We start from the raw sequence: 3,733 nt of genomic DNA, 5'->3' as shown, positions 1-3,733 counted from the left end.
CCACCAGAGCGGGAACGGTCCAACCCATTTGTGGTCTTGCGGTCGAAGTTCGGGCTGCCGTTCTTCAACACCTCGGTGTGGGACTTCAGCAAGCTCGCTGCGGACCCGGCGGGGCTGGCGGACAACCTGATCGACTACATCGAGGGGTTCTCGGCCAACATCCGGGACGTCTTCGACGGCTACAAGCTCCCCGAACTGATTGATGAACTGGACAAGAAGGACCGCCTGTTCCTGATCGTCAAGGACTTCGCGAACGTTGACCTGCACCCGGATCGGGTCAGCGGCCACGACATGGGTTACATCTTCGAGGAGCTCATCCGGAAGTTCGCCGAGTCCAACAACGCCCAGGCCGGTGACCACTTCACCCCCCGCGAAGTCATCTCTCTGATGGTTGACTTGCTCTACGCCGATAAGGACCTCGAGCTCACCACTCCCGGCATTGTGCGCACTATCTACGACCCCGCAGCCGGTACGGGCGGCATGCTCTCGGTGGCCTACGACCACCTGGTAGAGATGAACCCCGATGCCAAGCCGGTGCTGTATGACCTGCCGCGTTGATTTCGGACAGCGGAGTTGATGGTTTCTCTACGCTGCCGTTGCTGGCTGGAGGCCAGCGTAGTGCACCTCGTTCGGGCGCTTGTAGCCGAGCGCTGAATGGCGTCGTCGGGTGTTGTAGAACCCCTCGATGTAGCTGATGACGTCGCGCCTGGCCTGCCGCTTCGTGGCGTAGACGGTGCGGTGGACGCGTTCGTTCTTGAGCGCGGAGAAGAACGACTCTGCCATCGCGTTGTCCCAGCACACGCCCGTTCTGCCCATCGAGGAACGCATCCCCAGGTCCGTGACCAGCTTGCGGTAGTCGCCTGAGGTATAGACGCTGCCGCGGTCGGAATGGAAGATCGCCCGCGGCTCGATCACCGTCGTCGCGGCAGCGTTCTTCAGCGCCGTCTCAACGAGCTCGGTGCGCATGTGATCGGCGATCGACCAGCCCACGACCTTCTTGGAGTAGCAGTCGATCACCGTCGCCAGGTAGACGAACCCCTGCCACGTGTGGATGTACGTAATATCTCCGACGAACTTGACGCCGGCGCGATCGGCGGTGAAGTCGCGTTCCACCAGGTCAGGCATGTCGGCTGCAGCAGCGTCGTCAGCTTCAGTGGTGACCCGAAATGGCCTCGGCTGGCAGGCCACCAGGCCTTCGGAGCGCATGATCTGACGCACCAACTCCGGTGAGCACTCGGTGCCCTCGTCGACCAGGTCGGCGTGGATCCGCCGATACCCGTACGTGCCGTCGGTGGCGGCGAAGAAGTGCCTCACCCTGGCCGTCAGCGCCTGTCTGCGGGCCGCGGTCGCCGAGGTCGGGCGCGAGAGCCAGTTGTAGAACCCAGAGGTCGACACGGCCAGCCAGGCGCACATCTTGTAGAGCGGGTTGGTCTCGGACGGGTCGTTCCTGCAGGAGTCGATGTACTCGTATCGGCTCACGGTCGCTGCTCCCGCGCGAAGTAAGCCGCTGCTTTTTTCAGGAACGCCGTCTCAGCGCGAAGCTCGGAGTTCTCCCGCTCCAGCTCCTTGAGTCGTGCCCGCTCATCGAGCGTCACCTCGGTCTCCGTGCCGCCGTGGGTCTCGCGGTACTTGTTCAACCAGTTCCGCAATGTCTCGGGGCCCACGCCGTAGGCCACCGCGACGTCCTTGATCGTCTTCGAGGTCGTGATGACCTCCTGGCACAGCTCATCCTTGAACTCCTGGCTGAACCGCCTGCGTGATGCACTCACTGCTGGGTCTCATTTCGGTAGGTCCCTCACTTTAGGAGGGTCCACCGTCCGAGATCACCGCAGCAGGCCAGTACGGCCAGGAGGTCAACTCCCGCTCGTATGCCATGTGCAAGTCGGACATGGTGATCAAGGGCCAGGGCGTGGACAACATCTACAACGGTGACACGCTCACCGACGACGGCTTCCACGGCGAGCACTTCGACTTCCTGCTCTCCAACCCTCCGTTCGGCGTGGAATGGAAGACCCAGCAGAAAGCAGTGAAGGACGAGCATGAACAGCGGGGCTTCGCAGGCCGTTTCGGCCCCGGCCTCCCGCGAGTCTCCGACGGCTCCCTGCTTTTCCTGATGCACCTGATCAGCAAAATGCGACCCGTCCGCTCACCGGACGATATGGGCTCCCGACTCGCGATCGTCCTCAACGGCTCACCCCTGTTCACCGGCGGCGCCGGCTCGGGCGAGTCCAACATCCGGCAGTGGATCATCGAGAACGACCTTCTCGACGCAATCATCGCCCTGCCGACGGACCTGTTCTACAACACCGGCATCTCCACCTACATCTGGATCCTGGACAACGCCAAGACCGAAGAGCGCAAGGGCCAGGTCCAGCTCATCAACGCGGTCGAGATGTTCGGCAAGATGCGCAAGTCCCTCGGCTCCAAGCGCAAAGAACTACGCCCGCAGGACATCGAGAAGATCTGCGAACTCTACGACGGCTTCGAAAACCATGACAACGACGACGAGGCGCCCGCCCTCTCGAAGGTATTCGCCAACTCGGAGTTCGGATACCGCACCATCACGGTCGAACGCCCCCTGCAGCTGCGATTCCACATTGCCGAGGACACCGCCGAGCTGGTTCTCGCGACCAAGGCCATCGCCAAGCTGCCCGCCGCTGATCAAGATGCCATCCGCAGCGCCCTCGACGGCCTCTCGGGCCGCTCGTGGACCAACCGCGACGCCTTCGTCACCGAACTCAAAGCAACCCTGAAGGCCGCCGGCATGGCCAAGGTCGGCGCCCCGGTCATCAAGACCATCTGGACCACCATCGGCGAGCACGACCCCGAGGCCGATGTCATCACCACCAAGGGCAACCCCGAACCCGACACCTCACTGCGCGACACCGAGAACGTCCCGCTCACCGAAGACGTCGAAGAGTACTTCGCCCGCGAGGTCCTGCCCCACGTTCCGGATGCGTGGATCGACCACGACAAGACCCGCACCGGCTATGAGATCCCCTTCACGCGCCACTTCTACCGCTACGCCCCGCCCCGTCCCCTCGAAGAGATCCAGAAGGACCTCCGCCAACTCGTCACCGAGATCCAAGCCATGCTTGCGGAGGTGGGGGCGTGAACTGGCCGGCACACGCGGAATACAAGGACTCGAGCGTGCCCTGGCTTGGCGTCGTTCCCCGTCGCTGGCCGGTAGACCGCATCAAGTGGTCGGTTGCGAGCAGCCAGAACGGAATCTGGGGCAATGAGCCTGACGGGGGCCCAGACGATATCCGTTGCGTGCGGGTCGCCGACTTCGATCGACCCATCCTCGGCGTTCATGACCGCGACATCACCAACCGAAAAGTCAGCGCCCCAGAAAGGCGCGGGCGACTGCTTCGCAAGGGAAACCTCATCCTCGAAAAGTCCGGCGGCGGAGAGAAAAGTCCAGTCGGGTTCGTCGTCCTTTACGACCATAGCGAACCCGCAGTGCCTTCCAATTTCGTCGCGAAGGTTTCGCTTCAACAAGGTATGGAGCCGCGATTCTGGACCTACCTTCACCATTGGCTATACGTATCACGCATCACGCAGAGGTCCATCAAGCAAACGTCCGGAATTCAGAACCTGGACCAGCAAAGCTACTTTGACGAGCGCGTTTGCTTTCCCGCTGCCGACGAGCAGGTCCTCATTGCGAATTTCCTCGACCACGAGACCGCCAAGATCGATGCGCTGATCGACAAGCAGGAGCAGCTCATCGCCA

At 62.4% G+C, this 3,733-nt stretch carries 4 protein-coding genes; 3 read left to right on the top strand and 1 reads right to left on the bottom strand.

Features of this window, described 5'->3' with window-relative positions; all coding sequences use genetic code 11:
* A partial coding sequence (locus G6026_RS13745; RefSeq protein ID WP_241728091.1) for an N-6 DNA methylase occupies window positions 1-558 on the top strand: 558 nt, incomplete at its 5' end.
* 27 nt (window positions 559-585) lie between these two features.
* On the opposite strand, the gene G6026_RS13740 is transcribed toward G6026_RS13745, so the two are convergent.
* Window positions 586-1,769, bottom strand: a protein-coding gene (locus tag G6026_RS13740) for an IS3 family transposase (protein WP_152427882.1) whose coding sequence is annotated in 2 segments (ribosomal slippage) — window positions 586-1,505 and window positions 1,505-1,769 — 1,185 coding nt in all. Because the reading frame shifts where the segments join, the coding sequence is not laid out codon by codon here.
* Between the two features lie 104 nt (window positions 1,770-1,873).
* On the opposite strand from G6026_RS13740, the gene G6026_RS13735 reads away from it, so the two are divergent.
* Entirely contained in the window at window positions 1,874-3,115 is a 1,242-nt protein-coding gene (locus tag G6026_RS13735; RefSeq protein ID WP_241728090.1) for an N-6 DNA methylase, read from the top strand.
* Window positions 3,112-3,733 (top strand): hypothetical protein (locus tag G6026_RS13730; RefSeq protein ID WP_206682030.1); only part of this gene is annotated, 622 nt, incomplete at its 3' end. The genes G6026_RS13735 and G6026_RS13730, both read left to right, overlap by 4 nt.

Source organism: Dietzia sp. DQ11-38-2, from assembly GCF_014145055.1.
In the GTDB taxonomy this organism is placed as follows: Bacteria; Actinomycetota; Actinomycetes; order Mycobacteriales; family Mycobacteriaceae; genus Dietzia.
This window is presented reverse-complemented; position numbering and strand designations above follow the sequence as displayed.

Excerpts from the sequence above, each read along its gene's own strand:
- G6026_RS13735 (WP_241728090.1), top strand. The coding sequence starts at position 1,874 with ATGTGCAAGTCGGACATGGTGATCAAGGGCCAGGGCGTGGACAACATC.